This is a genomic window from Aeromonas sp. TS_SC_11 (genome assembly GCF_057318915.1).
On record NZ_CM170470.1, the window covers coordinates 1,544,887 to 1,561,789 of the forward strand.

Annotated in this window: 17 protein-coding genes; 9 read left to right on the forward strand and 8 right to left on the reverse strand. The window is 60.4% G+C overall.

Going from position 1 to position 16,903, the window contains the following annotated elements; genetic code table 11:
• Positions 1-191: 191 nt before the first annotated feature.
• Positions 192-1,079, reverse strand: a complete 888-nt coding sequence (locus tag AC1P02_RS07270) for an ABC transporter substrate-binding protein (RefSeq protein WP_310013140.1) — start codon at positions 1,077-1,079, stop codon at positions 192-194.
• A 122-nt stretch (positions 1,080-1,201) separates the two neighbouring features.
• The gene (locus AC1P02_RS07275) at positions 1,202-2,263 is read right to left on the reverse strand and encodes a porin (RefSeq protein WP_005316211.1); all 1,062 of its coding nucleotides are present in this window, start codon (positions 2,261-2,263) and stop codon (positions 1,202-1,204) included.
• A gap of 217 nt (positions 2,264-2,480) precedes the next feature.
• On the opposite strand from AC1P02_RS07275, the gene glpX reads away from it, so the two are divergent.
• Together glpX and AC1P02_RS07285 are read left to right on the forward strand one after the other, a co-directional pair.
• A complete protein-coding gene (gene glpX / locus AC1P02_RS07280; RefSeq protein ID WP_005316208.1) occupies positions 2,481-3,491 on the forward strand; it encodes a class II fructose-bisphosphatase in 1,011 nt (336 codons plus the stop codon).
• 152 nt (positions 3,492-3,643) lie between these two features.
• Positions 3,644-3,895, forward strand: coding sequence for a YkgJ family cysteine cluster protein (locus AC1P02_RS07285; RefSeq protein ID WP_005316205.1), 252 nt, complete (start codon positions 3,644-3,646; stop codon positions 3,893-3,895).
• A gap of 94 nt (positions 3,896-3,989) precedes the next feature.
• Here the strand turns inward: AC1P02_RS07285 and AC1P02_RS07290 are convergent, their stop codons facing one another.
• Genes AC1P02_RS07290 through hemC form a run of 4 tightly spaced genes read right to left on the reverse strand, consistent with a single transcriptional unit; the run spans position 3,990 to position 7,870 of the window.
• Positions 3,990-5,153, reverse strand: coding sequence for a heme biosynthesis HemY N-terminal domain-containing protein (locus AC1P02_RS07290; protein WP_485184757.1), 1,164 nt, complete (start codon positions 5,151-5,153; stop codon positions 3,990-3,992).
• 10 nt (positions 5,154-5,163) lie between these two features.
• Positions 5,164-6,213, reverse strand: a complete 1,050-nt coding sequence (locus tag AC1P02_RS07295) for a uroporphyrinogen-III C-methyltransferase (RefSeq protein ID WP_099991502.1) — start codon at positions 6,211-6,213, stop codon at positions 5,164-5,166.
• Positions 6,210-6,944, reverse strand: a complete 735-nt coding sequence (locus AC1P02_RS07300; protein ID WP_429235588.1) for a uroporphyrinogen-III synthase — start codon at positions 6,942-6,944, stop codon at positions 6,210-6,212. The genes AC1P02_RS07295 and AC1P02_RS07300 overlap by 4 nt, the downstream gene beginning before the upstream one ends.
• Positions 6,941-7,870, reverse strand: coding sequence for a hydroxymethylbilane synthase (hemC, locus tag AC1P02_RS07305; protein ID WP_005316194.1), 930 nt, complete (start codon positions 7,868-7,870; stop codon positions 6,941-6,943). The genes AC1P02_RS07300 and hemC overlap by 4 nt, the downstream gene beginning before the upstream one ends.
• Positions 7,871-8,193: 323 nt before the next feature.
• Here hemC and AC1P02_RS07310 point away from each other — a divergent pair, with 323 nt between their 5' ends.
• Positions 8,194-10,725, forward strand: coding sequence for a class I adenylate cyclase (locus AC1P02_RS07310; protein ID WP_058394812.1), 2,532 nt, complete (start codon positions 8,194-8,196; stop codon positions 10,723-10,725).
• Positions 10,726-10,844: 119 nt separating this feature from the next.
• On the opposite strand, the gene AC1P02_RS07315 is transcribed toward AC1P02_RS07310, so the two are convergent.
• Positions 10,845-11,498: an alpha/beta hydrolase gene (locus AC1P02_RS07315; RefSeq protein WP_282683555.1), complete on the reverse strand. Its 654-nt coding sequence runs from the start codon at positions 11,496-11,498 to the stop codon at positions 10,845-10,847.
• Positions 11,495-11,809, reverse strand: coding sequence for an iron donor protein CyaY (gene cyaY / locus AC1P02_RS07320; protein WP_005316166.1), 315 nt, complete (start codon positions 11,807-11,809; stop codon positions 11,495-11,497). Before cyaY ends, AC1P02_RS07315 begins: the two co-directional genes overlap by 4 nt.
• Before the next feature lie 73 nt (positions 11,810-11,882).
• On the opposite strand from cyaY, the gene lptM reads away from it, so the two are divergent.
• The 6 genes from lptM to AC1P02_RS07350 all read left to right on the forward strand — a co-directional run bounded on the left by lptM (position 11,883) and on the right by AC1P02_RS07350 (position 16,894).
• A complete protein-coding gene (gene lptM, locus AC1P02_RS07325) occupies positions 11,883-12,059 on the forward strand; it encodes an LPS translocon maturation chaperone LptM (RefSeq protein ID WP_073531790.1) in 177 nt (58 codons plus the stop codon).
• A 20-nt stretch (positions 12,060-12,079) separates the two neighbouring features.
• Entirely contained in the window at positions 12,080-13,330 is a 1,251-nt protein-coding gene (gene lysA, locus AC1P02_RS07330) for a diaminopimelate decarboxylase (RefSeq protein WP_485184760.1), read from the forward strand.
• Between the two features lie 182 nt (positions 13,331-13,512).
• Positions 13,513-14,343 carry a diaminopimelate epimerase gene (dapF, locus tag AC1P02_RS07335; protein ID WP_011899114.1) on the forward strand — a complete coding sequence of 277 codons (831 nt, stop codon included), beginning with the start codon at positions 13,513-13,515 and terminating at the stop codon, positions 14,341-14,343.
• Between the two features lie 82 nt (positions 14,344-14,425).
• Positions 14,426-15,106 (forward strand): DUF484 family protein, encoded by a 681-nt coding sequence (locus AC1P02_RS07340; protein WP_005316158.1) that lies wholly within the window; start codon positions 14,426-14,428, stop codon positions 15,104-15,106.
• Positions 15,099-16,067 carry a tyrosine recombinase XerC gene (gene xerC / locus AC1P02_RS07345; RefSeq protein WP_005316155.1) on the forward strand — a complete coding sequence of 323 codons (969 nt, stop codon included), beginning with the start codon at positions 15,099-15,101 and terminating at the stop codon, positions 16,065-16,067. Before AC1P02_RS07340 ends, xerC begins: the two co-directional genes overlap by 8 nt.
• Positions 16,068-16,183: 116 nt before the next feature.
• Positions 16,184-16,894: an HAD-IA family hydrolase gene (locus AC1P02_RS07350; protein WP_219591688.1), complete on the forward strand. Its 711-nt coding sequence runs from the start codon at positions 16,184-16,186 to the stop codon at positions 16,892-16,894.
• Positions 16,895-16,903 lie beyond the last annotated feature (9 nt).

Sequence of the window (16,903 nt, forward strand, 5' to 3'; positions counted from 1 at the left end):
CTTATTGATTTATTTATAATTATTGGTTTCTCTCATTTGAGGGGATGCTAATGATATTGATTTTCATTAGCTCTGCAACATAAAGATGTGATGCAAATATGCAGGGGGATCGGATGGAACGCACATGACGTCAGGCCCGTGTGGCTGGACGAGTGACAGGGGGTTGGGGGTATGGGCAGAAAAGTCCGGTGCTATGGCGCCAGTTGCTTGCCCAGCACCAGTCGCGGAGCCGGATCCGTCTGCAGTGGTATCTCTTGCAGCGGCGTGCCCTGCAAGTGGCGGTGGATGATGCTGGCCGTCATCCGTCCCAGGGTTTCATAGCTGCTGATGGTGCTGACGGTACAGTCGTGTTGGACAAACTGCTCGGCGCTGCAGATGGTGGGGATGCCCGCCTCGTTGAGAGCGGCCAGCAGCTCGGGGGCGATGGAGAGCAGATAGCTGTCGGCGGCAAGGAAGACGATGCTCTGTTTCGCATCTTGCTGCAGGCGCTTGAGCTCGTTTGTGAGCCGCCGTTTGTCCGGTGCTATGCGCCAGGTCGTGAGGTCCCACTGGTAGCGCTTGGCCTCACGCAGCAGCAGTTCAGCGGTCAGCAAGGTGTTCTGCTCGCGTGGGTTGAAGGGCAGCAGCAGCCCCTTGCTGTTGGGCAGATGCTTGCGGGCGTTGGCGAGCTGGAGTGCCATGGGCACCAGGTTGCTGGAGCCGGCCACCATGGGGTTGTCGCTTCGCTCTTCTGACAGGATCCCGGCCCCGACAGGGTCAGACACTATATTGAAAATCAGTGGCTTGCGCTCACCGATCAGACTCTTGACCATGGTGGTGGCCGTGGTCCCGAAGCTGTAGATATAGTCGTATTGGGCGAGGGAGGGCAGCAGTTGCTGGCGCAGCAGTGTCGCCAGGGCAGAGCGATCCTGATTGGCGTTGAAGGTGATGAAGGTGGGGTTGTATCCCAGCCGGATCAGTTCGGCACGAAAGCCCCGCTCGGCATCGGTTTCACCGCGCCACAGCACCATGGCGATGGTCAGCGCCTGAACGGGAAGGGTGAACAACAGGCAGCAGCAGACAAGCAGGCGTAACAGCATGGTGATCTCCTCTTCATGGTTCTGTTGAGCCTAGGTCATGGCTGGATGCCGGGTTGACAGGGGGCCACAAAAAAACGCGCCGGCATAAGCCAGCGCGTTGTTTTTCTTGCTGAAAACCCGACTTAGAAGTCGTAACGGGCCGCCAGCTGGAAGTCATCCTTGTTGGCGGTTGCTTTACCGGCAACGCTGTCCAGGTTGTTGATGCGGTACTCGCCGATGACGCGCAGGTTCTTGTTGAACTTGTACTGGGCGCCCAGGGTGTAGTAATCCAGATTGTCTTTCTTGGTACCCGCCTTGTCCTGTTCCTGCTTGTTCCACAGTGCCATCAGGCCGAAACCGTTCTCGAAGTTGTAACCGAGCGCGGCTTCCCAACCTGTGTGGTCGGTGCCGGTGGCCAGGAAGTCGGTGCCATCGGCATAGCTCAGGGCGGCATAGACTGCCTTGTTGTCGTATTTGGCGGAGATGAGCCACAGCTTGGCATCTTCTTCACCGCTCTTGTCACGGATCCCCACGTTGTAGGCGGTACCCAGTGCCAGGTCGAACGGGAAGGTGTAAGCCACGGCGGCACCGTAGGCGGCATCGCTGTCCTTGCTGGTGGTCTCTTCGGTATCACCGCCATCGAACTTGTAGCTGGTGTCTATCTGGAAGCCATTGAACAGGCCGGAGTATTTCAGCACTGAACCGGCACGGTTGGTGGCGAAGGTGTCGGTCTTGGCGCCGAGGGCTTCGTTGCCATAGCCATCGGAGAGGGAGACGTCAGTCCAGTCGGCCAGGAAGCCGGGGGCTCCCTTCTGGCGACCGAAGGTGATGTTGCCCCAGTCAGCGCCCACACCGGCGAACGCCAGGCGGGTACGCAGGTTGTCCGAGTTGTCGCTGATGGTTTTTTCGCTGTCATTGATGTACATCTGCACTTCGTACTGGGCCAGCGCCTTCAGTTGGCTGTTTATCTGGCTATCTACCTTGGCGCCGAAGCGGACAAACTGGTTTGCACCCTGCTTGGCACTGTAGTCATGAGTGCCATTCGGGTTTGCAGTGTCGACCCCTTCCTTCTTGTCACCGAAGAAATGGCCAGCGTAGATACGTCCATACAAATCCACCATCGTGGTGTCGTTTTTGTACACTTCAACGGCCTGAGCCTGGAAGGCCGCGGTGAGAGCCAGTGCCACTACAGTCAGCTTTTTCATCTTGATCCCTTGTTGCAAGCTTTTGTTTTAAAAGACGGGGCCATGCTAGGCAGGGGGAATGACGGCGGGGTGACAATCCCGTTAAGTGTCGATGGCGGTTTGATGTCAGTTTGGTGACGGTCCGGGATTTGTGTGACCATCCGCCACTTTTGCGCGCAAAGGTTTGCCCTTGTGATAGAATGCCGCCCGTTTTCGAGCTCCAAAGGTTGGATATGCGATGAGACGTGAACTGGCAATCGAGTTTTCCCGAGTGACGGAAGCGGCTGCACTGGCTGGCTACAAGTGGCTCGGACGTGGTGACAAGAATATCGCCGATGGGGCGGCCGTAGCGGCCATGCGCCATATCCTCAATCAGATCCAGATCGATGGTGAGATTGTGATCGGTGAAGGTGAAATCGACGAAGCCCCCATGCTCTACATAGGCGAGAAGGTGGGGACCGGGCTGGGTGATGCCGTGGATATCGCGGTCGATCCTATCGAGGGTACCCGCATGACCGCCATGGGCCAGGCCAACGCCTTGGCCGTGCTGGCGGTCGGCGACAAGGGTTCCTTCCTCAAGGCACCCGACATGTACATGGAAAAACTGATCGTGGGTCCCAAGGCCAAGGGGGCCATCGACCTGGATCAGGCCCTCGAGCTGAACCTCAAGGCCGTGGCCAAGGCGCTGGGCAAGCCACTCTCCCGCCTGACCGTGATCACCCTGGCCAAGCCGCGTCACGACAAGGCGATCAAGGAGATGCAGGGGTTGGGCGTGCGGGTGTTTGCCATCCCTGATGGCGACGTGGCTGCGTCCATCCTGACCTGTCTGCCGGACAGCGAAGTCGACATGCTTTATGGCATCGGCGGCGCGCCGGAAGGGGTGATCTCGGCGGCGGTGATCCGTGCGCTGGATGGTGACATGCAGGCTCGCCTGATGCCTCGTCATCAGGTCAAGGGCGACAGCCCGGAAGTGCGTGCGCTGGGCGAGCAGGAAATTGCTCGCTGCGTGGAGCTTGGCATCGATGTGACCAAGGTGCTCAAGCTGGAAGATCTGGCCAAGAATGACAACGTCATCTTCTCGGCGACCGGCATCACCAAGGGTGATCTGCTGGACGGCATCACCAGCGATGGCGTCATGGCGACCACAGAGACTCTGTTGATCCGTGGCAAGTCGCGGACGATTCGCCGCATCAAGTCGATCCACTTCCTGGAGCGCAAAGACAGCGTGGTGCGCGACATCATTCTGTGATGCGCTGACGCTGCTGTTGAAAAAGCCCGACGGCTGTTGCCGTCGGGCTTTTTGTTGTCTGGGAGGTCGCTATTTCAGGGAGCGCCGGGATACGGCTAAGGGGAATCACGGCTCTTTGCTAGACTGGTTCGCCACGCACAGGAAAGCGTTACATGGAATGTCGTCAAGGTTGTGGTGCCTGCTGCATCGCCCCCAGTATCAGCAGTGCCATCCCGGGTATGCCCGCCGGCAAGCCGGCCGGTGTGCCCTGCGTACAGCTAGACATGCAGCTGGGTTGCAAGATCTTCGACCAGCCTGATCGGCCGGCGGTTTGCGGTGGTTTTCGACCCATGCAGGATGTGTGCGGCTTTCATCGGGAAGAGGCCATCTGGCTCATCGGTGAGCTGGAGCGACAAACGGCATAAACCGGCTGCGGCGTAAAATCAGAGCAGATCAGAAGAAAGAGAGGCCGCAATCGCGGCCTCTCTTTTTGGGTGGTATCCGTCAGCGGCACCCAGGTCAGACGTCGGCCAGCGCCAGGGCCTGACGATAATACTCGTTGGCCTTGTTGGTGAGCCGGCGCTTGTCCATTACCTGGCCAAGGGCGTGGTAGATGGCGGCGCTCGGTGTCTTAGCCACTTCCTGTTCCAGCAGGCACTGGGCTTGGTCCAGCTGACCCGCCAGCAGATAGATCTGGGCCAGGGCCGCCTCGACACCCGGTTGATCCTGTATCTTCTGCAACAGGGTCAGCACCGGCTGGTAGCTCTCCAGCTTGAGTTTGGGCAGACGAGCCAGCAACTGGGGGGAGACCTGCTTGCGCAGCGCGTCCAGCCAGAGTTCGGCGGCTTCGCTGTCGGCGCCGAGCTCACGCAGGCGATCGCCGTAGGCGGCCAGCAGATCCGGATCCTGGCGCAGCTTGCGGGGCAGATCCTGCCAGACAGGGCGCAGGGTTTCGAGTGCGTCACTGGCAGCCTTGAGCCGACCGGTCCAGGCCCGATGCAGCAAATCTTCTTCCTGTTTGGGGGTCAGCTTGCCCACCTTGTGCAGCACGGGGATCAGGTCGATGAGTGCCGCCCAGTCCTCGCGCGCCAGATGTACCTGACGCAGCTGATCCAGCACCATGGGGTGGCGCGGGTTGAGGGCGTAGACGGATTCCAGCATGGCCAGCGCAGTGTCGTACTGGCCCTGCTCAATTTGAAGCTGGGTCTGGGTCAGGGTCAGTGCCAGCTCGGCCTTGGGGTTCTCCTCCTGCGCTTTTTGCAGGTATTGATCCCGGCGTACGTCGTCGCCACGGGCCTGGGCGGCCTTGGCGGCACTCAGGTAGTTGAGCAGCGGGGTATCGCTGTTGCTGGCGCCCTTGAGCATCAGCTTCTCGGCCTGGCTGTAGTGACCTTCGGCCATGGCCAGTGTCGCTGCCACCGTCTGCTGGTTGGCCTTGCGGCGCCGGCGCGAACCGTACCAGCCCAGTGTCTTGCGGCGCAGACCGAATACCCGGCCCAGCAGCCATTCGATGACAAGCAGGGCGCCGTAGAACAGCACAGCCAGGATCACGGCACTGGTGACTGAGGACTCCACCGTGTAGTTACCCAGGGCGATCAGCACATACCCCTTGTTGCCGGATGCTTCAGGGCCAAACATCAGCCCGGCTATCATCACGGCCACCAGAACAATCAGACGAATCATGGTGCCCTCCTCAGTTGCTGGCCAGAATGCGTTGCAGGCGCTCGGTCAGCACCTCTTCCAGCATGGCTTGGGTCTTGAAGCGATCCGGATAGGTGAACTGGATCTGCTCGCTCTTGAGCTTGTCCAGCTCGGACTGCATGTAGTGAGTGGCGCTGTTGTCGGTATCGAAATACTGGGTCAGCCAGCGCTGTGCCTTCTCCAGGCTGTCGTCATACAGTGCCTGCTGCTCTCGGTAGACGGCGAGCTGGGCTTGCAGCAGCTTGGTCTTGAGGTTTTCGCGCAGGAAGATCTCCTGCTGCGGGGAGAGCAGGGCTTCCACGGCGCCATCGCGGCGACGTATGGTGATGAAGTTCTCGGTGAACTTGACCCAGTTCTTCTTCAGGTTGCTTTCCCACTCGTCCGGATTGGTGCTGACGGCTTGATCCGGCTCGGTCTTGGCTTCCGGCATGCTGACGGTGGAGAGGGGCAGCAGCTCTATCTGGTCAGAGAGGGCGGCCAGTTTCAGAGTCAATCCTTCACGGTCGATGCGCGGCATCCCCTTGAGCTGGGCTATGTCTTCCGCCAGCGCCTTGCGAATGGGCATCAGGCTGGGATCGTTGAGCGCCTTGATCCGCTCGTCGGCATTGCCAAGCAAGGTAATGGCGGAGATGAGGTCATGTTCCAGCCACAACTTGCGGCCCGCCATGCGTACCAGGTATTCGGATTCGGCCAGCATCCAGTCGTTGGGACGCTTGTCGTTGAGATCCAGCACCCGATTCTGCAGACCCTTGAGCTCTTCTTGCAGTTGCTGCTGGGTTTTGCCCAGCGCACTCAGTTGCTCGCTATCCTTGCTGTTGCTCTGATCCAGCTTGTTCATGGCCTCGGCCAGTTGCTGCTTGAGCTGATCCAGTTCCCCCTGCTGAGCCACGGCGCTCTGGTGGCCATGCAGGTAGAGACCGCCAGTCAGGCCGATGGCCAGCAGTATGGCAACACCACCCAGCAGAACGCCGGAGCGGCTCTTGCCGCCATTGACCACGGCGGTCGGCTGGGGCTTGACCTGGGATTCTTGTTGTTCAGTCATTCCATCTTCCTCAGTTCCAGAGCGGCCGTCAGGGCCTGGTTGGATGCACCCTGGGCAATCGTGATATGGGTAAAGCCCGCCATCTTGGCCATGTCGGCCACGCGGGGGCTGGGCACCACCAAGAGGCGGTCATAAAGCCAGGGCTGCTGCTGGTCTGGCACCAGCTCCAGCAGCCGTTGCAACAGTTCACCACTGGTAATGAGCAGGCTGTCGAGCCCGGCTGCCTGCCAATGGCGAGTCAATGCGTCCCCGTCGAGTTCGGGGTAGTGGCGCTCATAGGCCGCACAATAGTGCACCAGAGCACCGCGTGAGGCCAGCGTCCGGGCGATAAGATCCCGGCCCCCGTTGCCTCTGAGTATCAATACCCGCTTGCCGCTCACCTGTTGCAGGGCGGGCAGTGCCAGCAGCCCTTCGCTACGGGGATCGTCAGGGCAGCTCGCCTCTATACCGACTTCGGAGAAGGCATCCGCGCTGGCCTGGCCGACCGCAAAGTAGTCAATACTTGGCCAGGTCTGACCAGTTTGCAACAGAAAATGATGAGTGAAATGAACTGCATGCACGCTGACTGCGATGACGATGTCAGCCTGGGGCAGCAGTTCGGGCAGGCGGGGGAGTTCGCTGCCCGCTGCCGTTTCAAGCAGTGGACAGCAGAGCGGTGCGTGGCCGTGTTGGCGCAGCAGTTGCATCAGCTCGGCGGCCTGAGCGGCCGGGCGCACCACCAGGGGTATCATGCCCGGTAGACCTCGGCCAGGATAACGTCGGCACCAGCCGCCAGCAGACGCTGGGCCAGGGTGTGGCCGAGGGCCTCACCGTCTGCCAGCGGACCGCGGATCTCGTCGTGGATCACCTGACTGCCATCCGGGCTGCCCACCAGACCACGCAACCAGACCTCATCCCCCTGCACCAGAGCGTAGGCGCCGATAGGAACCTGACAGCCCCCTTGCAGGGCGCGGTTCATGGCTCGCTCGGTCAGCACCCGTATCCGGGTCTCGGCGTGCTCCAGCGGTGCCAGCAGGGTGTGCAGCTCGTGATCGTCGAGGCGGCATTCGATGCCGACCGCCCCCTGACCGTTGGCTGGCAGGCTCTGCTCCGGCTCGATGAAGGCAGTGATGCGATGTGCCATCTCCAGACGCTTCAGGCCGGCGGCGGCAAGAATGATGGCGTCATATTCACCGGCATCCAGCTTGGCGAGACGGGTATTGACGTTGCCACGCAGGTCGCGGATCACCAGATCCGGGCGGGCGGCCCGCAGCTGACACTGACGGCGCAGGCTGGAGGTGCCGACCACGGCGCCCTGCGGCAGTGCTTCTATCTGGCTGAAACGGTTGGAAACGAAGGCATCGCGCGGATCTTCGCGCTCACAGATGGTGTGCAGGCCCAGCCCTTCCGGGAACTCCACCGGCACATCCTTCATGGAGTGGACGGCGATGTCGGCGCGGCCCTCCAGCATGGCGGTTTCCAGCTCCTTGACGAACAACCCCTTGCCACCCACTTTGGCGAGAGGGGTATCCAGGATCTTGTCACCCTGAGTGCTCATGGGCACCAGCTCGACCTGCAACTCGGGGTACAGGGCTTCCAGCCGGTCTTTGACGAAGTTGGCCTGCCACAGGGCCAATGGGCTCTTGCGAGTGGCAATTTTCAGGGTTCGGGCTGCCATATCAATCAGTTGTTTCATCTTTAGAAGGAAAACGATCTTACCACCCTTTGCAGGGGCTTTCATGGCGCAGCCCGCAAAAGCGGGGCCAAGCTCAAAAAGGGCTGCTGAAAATGATTTTCATTAAGGTAAATTAATTTATTAACTACATGAAATTATTAATTTTTATTGCTTTCCGTTGATACTGTTTAGTGGCTTGTCAGAAATAATCCGGTGATTCAGTGCGGGCTTGTTTACCACCGCTGTTTGCATTGTTAACATGATCACACTTTTTTGACGTCTCCCCGTTTTGGTGCGTCATTTCTTACCTTGGTATAGGCAGGGCATTGCTGGTAAAACTCGATACGCTGGTGGCGCGCTACGACGAACTCAATCGTCTCAAGACGCAACGGGCGTTAGGTCTCATGAGTCGCTATGGGCAGCAGGTCTTCCAACTGCTGCCTGTCATGCTGCACTTCAATCATCCCCTGTTGCCCGGTTATGTGGCAGGTGATGTGCCCCACGGCATCTGGAGTTTTACCGCCAACGAGGCCCAGCAGGCCTTCATCCAGGATCTGTGCCAGAACGCCAACTGCCAGAACGGCCTCACTACCCATGACAAGTCGATTCAGGGGCTCTACTCCATGGGCAGCACTTCGTCCATTGGTCAGTGCTGCCACTCGGATCTCGACATCTGGGTCTGCCACGTGGCCGGTTTGTCGCAGGCGCGGCTCGAGTTGCTGGATCTCAAGTGTCAGCAACTTTCCAAGTGGGCCGAGCAGCGGGGGGTGGATCTCAACTTCTTCCTGATCCCCGAAGACAAGTTCCGCCAGTGCAACGACGCCCAGATGCAGGGAGAGAGCTGTGGCAGCGCCCAGCACCTGCTGCTGCTCGACGAGTTCTACCGCAGCGCCATGCTGATCGCGGGCAAGCGCCTGCTCTGGTATCTGGTGCCTGCCGAGTATGACGATCACTACGACGAGTATGTGGACAGCCTGTTTGCTGATGGCAAGCTGAGCCAGGATGACTGGCTCGATCTGGGTGGGTTCAACCGGATTCCTGCCGAGGAGTACTTCGGTTCCGCCTTGTGGCAGCTCTATAAGGGCATCGACTCCCCTTACAAAGCCGTGCTCAAGTCGGTGCTGATGGAGGCTTACTCTCACGAGTATCCCAACACCCGTCTGCTGTCGGTCACCAGTCGCGACTGGTTCCAGCACAACGATGGCATGCACTACCGGCTCGACAACTACTGTCTGATGCTGGACAAGGTGACCAACTACCTCAAGTCCATTGGTGACATGCAGCGCCTCGATCTGGTGCGCCGCTGCTTCTATCTGAAAGTGTGTGACGGCCTCAGCCATCCGAAGGAGGAGCACTCCCCGGCCTGGCGCCGCGAGCAGATGACCCAGCTGGTCTCCTACTGGGGCTGGAGCCCGGAGCGGCTCCACCATCTGGATCACCGCCAGGAGTGGAAGGTCGAAGACGTCAAGGTGGCCCACGCCGAGTTGCTGGAAGCCCTGATGCAGAGCTATCGCAACCTGATCCAGTTTGCCCGGCGCAACAACATCAGCGAGTCCATCAACCCGGAAGACATAGGCATACTGTCACGCAAGCTCTACGCCGCGTTCGAGAGCCTGCCGGGCAAGGTGCAGCGCATCAATCTGACCATAGCGCCGGATCTGAGCGAGCCGGATCTCAGCCTGGTGCAGGTGCCCCATGGTCGCCTCAACCGCGCAGGCTGGTATCTCTACAAACATTCACTGGATCCGGTGGACATCATTGGCCGGGCGCCGCTCGAATATAACGGCTACATCAGCAAGCTGGTCTCCTGGGCATACTTCAACGGCCTGCTGACGCCCCAGTCCCGGGTGCACCTGTTCAATCAGGGCTCGGATCTGCACATCGACAATCTGCACCAGTTCTGCCGCGACCTGTCCGGTACCTTTCCGGTCAAGTATCCCCGCGCTACCAACCTGGCCCTCAGCCGTCCGTGCGAGATCCGTCAGCTCTCCATTTTCCTCAACCTGGAGACGGATCCGACCAGCCACTGGATGGGTCAGGTGATCGAGTTCGACGCCAATGCTGCAGATGTGTTCTCGTTCGGTCGCAATCAGGAGTGTCTGGTGGGCTCGGTGGATCTGGTCTATCGCAACTCCTGGAGCGAGATCCGCACCCTGCACTTCCAGGGCGACGAAGCCGTGGTGGATGCTCTCACCACAATTCTCGGCAAGATGCATCAGGATGCGGCGGCTCCCGAGATGATCGAAGTGTTCTGTTACAGCCAGCACTTCCGCTCTCTGATTCGGACCCGCTTCCAGCAACTGGTGGCCGAGTGCATCGAGTTGCGTCTCGCGCGCGACAAGCTGCAACTGGTCAAGACGCTGGCGCTGGGTCGCGAGAAGTACGGCATCTTCTTCGAACGGCGCGGCGTGTCGGTCAAGAAGCTGGAAAACGCCATCGACTTCTACCGCCATATTTCCCACAACAAGCTGGATCACCTGCCGCTGCGGCTCGACAAGACCCACAGCCAGCATCTGCCCGACATAGTCGATGCCTACGCCAGTGAAGGGCTGGTGCAGTTCTTCTTTGATACCCGGGATGCGGGCACCAACATCTATATTCTGGATGAGGCGAACCGGGTGGAGATCTACCAGCATTTTGCCGGCAACAAGGATGAGCTGGTGCAGGGGGTGAACCGTTTCTATGCCTCCAGTCACGAGCGTTTCAGCGATGCGGGCCAGTTCAGCAACTTCAACTTGCCCCAGTACTACGAGATAGTGCAGATCAATGGCGAGCTGGAGGTGATCCCCTACCGCAGTCAGGGGCAGATGCGTGACAACGCCAGTCCGGCCCGCGAGTTGGGATCTGCCACTGGCTAGATCATGTGGCCCGGCGAAGGGTCGCAAGGGAGGCAAGCAGCCTCACGAACATCCTCGAACAAATCGAATATAAAGCGGCCTGCAGAAGCAGGCCGCTGTTTTATCCTTCGTGAACCCGATCAGGCACTGAGGCGAGCCAGCAGCCAGTGACGGATGTCATCCAGCTGGGGGCGGCAGATCTCGTGGCGCATCGGATATTCGTGCCACTCGAGGGTGAGCCCCGCCGCTTCCAGCCGGTTCTTGGCATCCCAGCCCATGGAGAGATTCACCACGTCGTCATAGATGCCGTGCATGTAGCAGATGGGCAGGCTGCGGGCGGCCTCGCTCATCTCGGCCAGCAGGGCATCTGGCGCCGCCAGATAGGTGGACATGCAGAGCAGGCCAGCCAGCCGAACCGGATGGCGCAGAGCAGTGAAGGAGGCAATCACTCCGCCCTGGGAGAAGCCGGCCAGCAGGATGCGCTCCGGGGCAAACCCTTCGGCCACCAGCTGGTCCAGCAGGGCAGCGATGCGAGCGGCGGATTCACGCACATGGGGCTCAACGGCGCGGTCCGCCGGATCGTCGAAGCTCTTGATGTCGTACCAGCCGCGCATCTTGTAGCCCATGTTGATGGTGATGGGCCGCTCGGGTGCGTCGGGCAGAAGATGACGAACCGGCAGGTCGGCAGGCAAGTCCAGTGCGTCCACCAGCGGGGCCAGCCCGGCCCCGGAATCCCCCAGCCCGTGCAGCCAGATCACGGCGTGGCGGGCGTCCTGTGGATGAATGTCAATCATGGGAATACCACTGACTCACCTGCCTGGGTGGTGCAGGCTTTGGTCAGCAGCGCCTTGAGCTCATGGCCGAAGCGGTTGTCGATCCAGGTTTCCCCTTGCAGCTCGAAGTGGAAACCATTCTCGCGGGTGGCGACCCATATCTGGTGCAGGGGCTCCTGCTTGTTGATGATGACCTTGGTCTTGTTCTCGAACGACAGGGTCAAGACCCCACCGGCACGTTCACAGTCAATATCCGGATATCCTGCGTCGACAGTGTCTTCCACATATTGGAAAAAGGCGTCGGTCAGGGCGTGATACTCGTGATCCTTCATCGGTTTATCCTGTTGCTTTTAACAATGTGAGTGCGATTATAGAGGGCCAAAAATTTTTTCGCAGCGAACCATTATGATTACCCAGCTTACCAAGTGTCTGCTCGCCACTCTTCTGTCTCTTGGTTTGGCCGCGTGTGGCCTGACGGGACCGCTTTACATGCCGCCTCCCGAGCAGCCCCAGACCGAGAGTACACCGCAAGCACAGACGCCTGCGACCGTCGAAGCTGCCCCAGAGGCCGCGCCGCAATAATTTAGGAAGGAACCGCCCCCTTGGATCACTTTAACTACGATGCCGACGGCCAGCTTCAGGCCGAGCAAACCTCGCTGCAACACCTTGCCGAGCAATACGGCACCCCGCTGTACGTATACTCCCGTGCGACCCTGGAACGCCACTGGCATGCCTTCGATCAGGCAGCAGGCGATATTCCTCATCTGATCTGCTATGCGGTCAAGGCCAACTCCAATCTGGCCCTGCTCAACCTGCTGGCCCGCCTGGGCTCGGGTTTTGACATCGTCTCAGGCGGCGAGCTGTCGCGGGTACTGGCGGCGGGTGGCGATCCGGCCAAGGTGGTCTTCTCCGGCGTGGCCAAGAGCGAAGCCGAGATGCGGTTGGCGCTGGATAAAGAGATCCTCTGTTTCAACCTGGAGTCGGAAGCCGAACTGGAGCGTCTGAACCGGGTGGCGGGCAGCATGGGCAAAAAGGCCCGGGTCTCGGTGCGGGTCAATCCGGATATCGATGCCGGCACTCACCCTTATATCTCCACCGGCCTCAAGCAGAACAAATTTGGCATCCCCATCGAGCTGGCGCCTGCCATCTATCGCAAGGCGGCGGCCATGGCCAACATAGAGATCAAGGGGGTGGATTGCCACATCGGTTCCCAGCTGACCGAACTCAACCCCTTCATGGAGGCGGCCGACAAGCTGCTGCGTCTGATCGACACCCTGGCGGCGGAAGGTATTCACATCCATCACCTGGACGTGGGCGGCGGCCTCGGGGTCAACTATGGTGCCGAGCAGCCACCTCATCCCACCGAGTATGCCGAGGCGCTCAAGCAGAAGCTGGCGGGTAGGGATCTGACCCTGCTGTTCGAACCGGGCCGTGCCATCGTCGCCAACGCCGGTGTGCTGCTGACCCGGGTGGAGTACCTGAAGCCGGGTGAAACCCGCAACTTCGCCCTGATCGATGCCGGCATGAACGACCTGCTGCGCCCCTCTCTTTACGGCGCCTGGATGAACATCATAGAGGTGGACAGCCGCACGGCCCATGAGAAGGCGCTGTATGACGTGGTCGGCCCGGTCTGCGAGACCGGCGACTTCCTCGGCAAGGAGCGCACCCTGGCCATCGCCGAGGGCTCCCTGCTGGCGGTACGCTCCGCCGGTGCCTATGGCTTTACCATGTCATCCAACTACAACACTCGTCCGCGTGCGGCCGAGGTGCTGGTGGATGGCACCCAATCCTTCCTCATCAGAGAGCGCGAGCAGTTGGCCGATCTCTGGCGTGGTGAGCATCTACTGCCCTGAACACAGGAAGGCACCACGGCGACTGGATTTTCCAGATGCGTCTCTGTGTGCGTTGAACGCGCGAGCAGTTGACCGATTGCCGGTGTTGCGAGCATTGACGGCCCTGATAGCAGGGGAACGCACGATTGAGCGGATCGCTGGTGCGCCGAGCATTTACTGCCTAAAGGGTACAGGAACGCACTATGTTGATAGATTTTTCCAAGATGCATGGGCTGGGTAACGACTTCATGGTGGTGGATGGTGTCACCCAGAAGGTGTTTTTCAGCAATGACGTCATCAAGAAGCTGGCGGATCGCCACTTCGGGATCGGTTTTGACCAGCTGTTGCTGGTGGAGCCGCCCTATGACCCAGAACTCGACTTCCACTATCGCATCTTCAATGCCGATGGCAGCGAGGTGGAGCAGTGCGGCAATGGTGCCCGCTGTTTCGCCCGTTTCGTGCGCCTCAAGGGGCTGATCAACCGGGATCGCATCGCGGTCAGCACGGCCCGTGGCCGCATTAGCCTGCAGCTGGAAGGGGAGAATCAGGTCACGGTCAACATGGGGGTTCCCCAGTTTGAGCCGGGCAAGATCCCGTTTCGGGCTCAGAAGGCGGAAAAAACCTATCTGTTGCGGGCACAAGAGCATACTGTGATGTGTGGTGTGGTCTCGATGGGCAACCCCCACTGCGTCATTGAAGTTCCGTCGGTGGCTGATGCGCCGGTGGAGACTCTGGGTGCCATCATGGAGCGGCACGAGCGTTTCCCCGAACGGGTCAACGTCGGCTTCATGGAGATGGTCAACGCCACCGAAATCCGCTTGCGGGTATTCGAGCGCGGTGTAGGTGAGACCCTGGCCTGCGGTACCGGAGCCTGTGCGGCGGCGGTGATTGGCATCAGTCAGGGCAAGCTCAAGGAGCGGGTCACCGTCAGTCTGCCGGGTGGCAAGCTGACCATAGCCTGGAAGGGGCCGGGTCAGCCGGTCTATATGACGGGCCCGGCCGAGCATGTATTCGACGGCCAGATAGAGTTATAGGCATGACGAGGGCGCAAGCCCTCTCTGCTGCGCGATAATGTCAGGGCCCAGTGCCCTTTTTCTGTAATGGACCAACCAATTTATGAGCGAACTCAAACGGCAGGAGCCACTGGTGGATGAAGCCACAGTGCTGGAGTACCTGGCCCGTTATCCCGAGTTTTTCCAGCGCCACGCGGCCATGCTGGACCGGATCCGCATTCCCCATGAACGCAAAGGCTCGGTCTCTCTGGTTGAACGCCAGATGGACCGACAGCGGGAGCGCATCGAGCAGCTGGAGCAGGAGATCACCGAGTTGATGGGGATTGCCAGCGAGAACGAGCGGATCTTCCGGGTCTATGCCGACCTCTACGGCGAGCTCTATGGTTGCCAGTCTCTGTTCGAGGTGAGCGCCGTGATGGGCAAGGCGTTCGTGCAGCGGCTGCGGCTGACCGGCCTGCGGCTCTGGCTCAGTCCGAAGAAATTCCAGTTGAGCGGCCCCGAGCTGCGCTTCATGGCGGACGGCAAGCAACTCGAGCAACTGCTGGGTCAACGGCTGCCGGGGCAGGATTACTATTTTGGCCGCCTCAACCAGAGTGAGAAGCAGGCCTTGTTTGGCCACGATGTGCTGGTCAACTCCGTGGCCCTGATGCGGCTCGGCGATCTCGGCGTGCTGGCCTTTGCCAGTTCCGATCCCAGCCACTTCAGCCCCCATAACGACACCCTGCTGCTGGGTCAGCTGGGTCGCTTGTTGCAGTTGCGTCTGCCTGAACTGACCCATGGCTAGGGAACCGGCCAAAGCGTCTGCCCCTGCCGCCGAGCCTCTGCCAGCCTCTCTGGCCGATGAGCTGGCGGCCTTTATCGAATACTTGAGGGTCGAGCGCCAGCTCAGCCCTCACACTCGCAGCAACTATGAATCCCATCTGCAGGCCATGGCCGCCGAGCTGGTCAGGCTGGGTGTAAGCGACTGGGCCCGGCTCGAGGCGAGCCAGGTGCGCAGTCTGGTGACCCGGATGCACAAGGCCGGGCTCGCTCCCCGCTCCCTTTCTACCAAGATCTCCGCCTTGCGCAGTTTCTGCGACTGGCAGGTGCGCCAGGGACGGCTCACCGCCAACCCGGCCCGCGGCATAGTGACCCCCAAGCAGGGGCGACCGCTGCCGAAAAACCTGGATGTGGACGAGATGTACCAGTTGCTCAACATCACAGACGAGCAGGATCCCCTGGCGGTACGGGATCGGGCCATCATGGAGCTGATGTACTCTTCCGGCCTGCGGCTGGCCGAGCTGGTGGGGCTCAATCTGGGTGACATCAAGCTCGATGACCGTCAGCTCAAGGTGACCGGCAAGGGCTCGCGGGAGCGGGTGCTGCCCATGGGAAGAATGGCGGTGGAGTGGCTGCACAAGTGGCTCAAGGTTCGCCCTCTGCTGGCGGGGGACGAGGCCGACGCCTTGTTCGTCTCCAAGCGCAAACAGCGGCTGTCGGCCCGTTCCGTACAGGAGCGGCTCGATGGTTGGGGCAACAAGCAGGCGCTCAATGCCCACGTCCATCCCCACAAGCTGCGCCACAGCTTCGCCACTCACATGCTGGAGTCCTCTGGCGATCTGCGTGCCGTGCAGGAGCTGCTGGGTCATGCGGATCTCTCCACTACCCAGATCTATACCCATCTCGACTTTCAGCATCTGGCCAAGGTCTATGACAACGCCCACCCAAGAGCAAAGCGGGATCCTGCCACGCCGGAAGATGAGTGACCTTTACCTCTGTGAAGGAGTGTCTGGGGTTATCTGAGCATCCAAACCACCAGGGTAGCCAGATATGCCGGAAGATGAACAAGGGGACCTGATTACCCCGCCGTGAAGGAGCATGAATGCATTTTTATCGCCGTTGGCAGCCGGTTGCTGCCATCTCGTTCGACCTCGATGACACCCTCTACGACAACGGCCCGGCCATTGAACGGGCCGAGCAGTGGATGCTTGAGCATCTGCGCAGCGAATACCTGGCGACCGCCATGCTGGACAAGCCGCGCTGGCTGGATCTCAAACGCACTATGCTGATCGCCCAGCCCGAACTGCGCCAGGATGTCAGTCTGGCGCGCCAGCGGACCATTCATGAGGCCATGGTGCAGGGCGGCATGGCGGCAGCCATCGCCAGTCGCGAGGCGGAGCAGGTGTTCGCCGGCTTTCTCGTCGAACGCTCAAAGATTGAGGTGAGTGACGCGACCCATGAGTTGCTGGCACGACTGGCCGAGCGCTATCCGCTGGTGGTGATCACCAATGGCAATCTGGACCTGGCCCAGGCCGGGCTGAATGATTACTTCACCCTGGTCTGCAAGGCGGGGGCGGGTGCCAGGATGAAACCGGCGCCGGACATGTTTGTCCAGGCGCAGGCCGCCCTCAAGCTGGTACCAGACCGGATACTGCACGTGGGGGATCATCCAGTGACGGACGTGCTGGGCGCCCGCCTGCACGGCTTTCGCGCCGCCTGGCTCAATGACTGCCAGCGCTCCTGGCGGCAGTTGCCATTGTTGCCGGATGTGGAACTGAACGGACTGGGAGAGCTGGCAGACCTGCTGCTCTGATCGTTTTCG